We start from the raw sequence: 282 nt of genomic DNA, 5'->3' as shown, positions 1-282 counted from the left end.
CAGACGCTCGACGTCGCGGGCCGGCTCGGCGTAAAGGTCTGCGCGCTGGCCGCCGGAAAAAACGTCCGCCTGCTGGAAGAGCAGATTCGCCGGTTTCGGCCTTCGGTCGCGGCGGTGTACGACCCGGACGCCGCAAAAGCGCTGAAAATCTCAGTGGCGGATTTGCCCGTCCGCGTGGTGCAGGGGATGGAAGGGCTCTGCGAGGCGGCCTCGCTGCCGGAAGCGGACCTCGTGTGCAACTCGGTCGTCGGGATGGTGGGCCTGCGGCCGACGCTGGCCGCC

Annotated in this window: 1 protein-coding gene; it reads left to right on the top strand. The window is 69.1% G+C overall.

The annotated features are described in order from the left end of the window. The coding region (locus tag K6T82_RS24380) for a hypothetical protein (RefSeq protein ID WP_476702586.1) at positions 1–282 on the top strand (282 nt) is incomplete at both ends.

The sequence above is a fragment of the Flavobacterium potami genome (assembly GCF_020026915.1).
In the GTDB taxonomy this organism is placed as follows: Bacteria; Bacteroidota; Bacteroidia; order Flavobacteriales; family Flavobacteriaceae; genus Flavobacterium; species Flavobacterium potami.
Note: the sequence above shows the minus strand (reverse complement) of the source record. Positions and strands in the feature narration are given on the sequence as shown.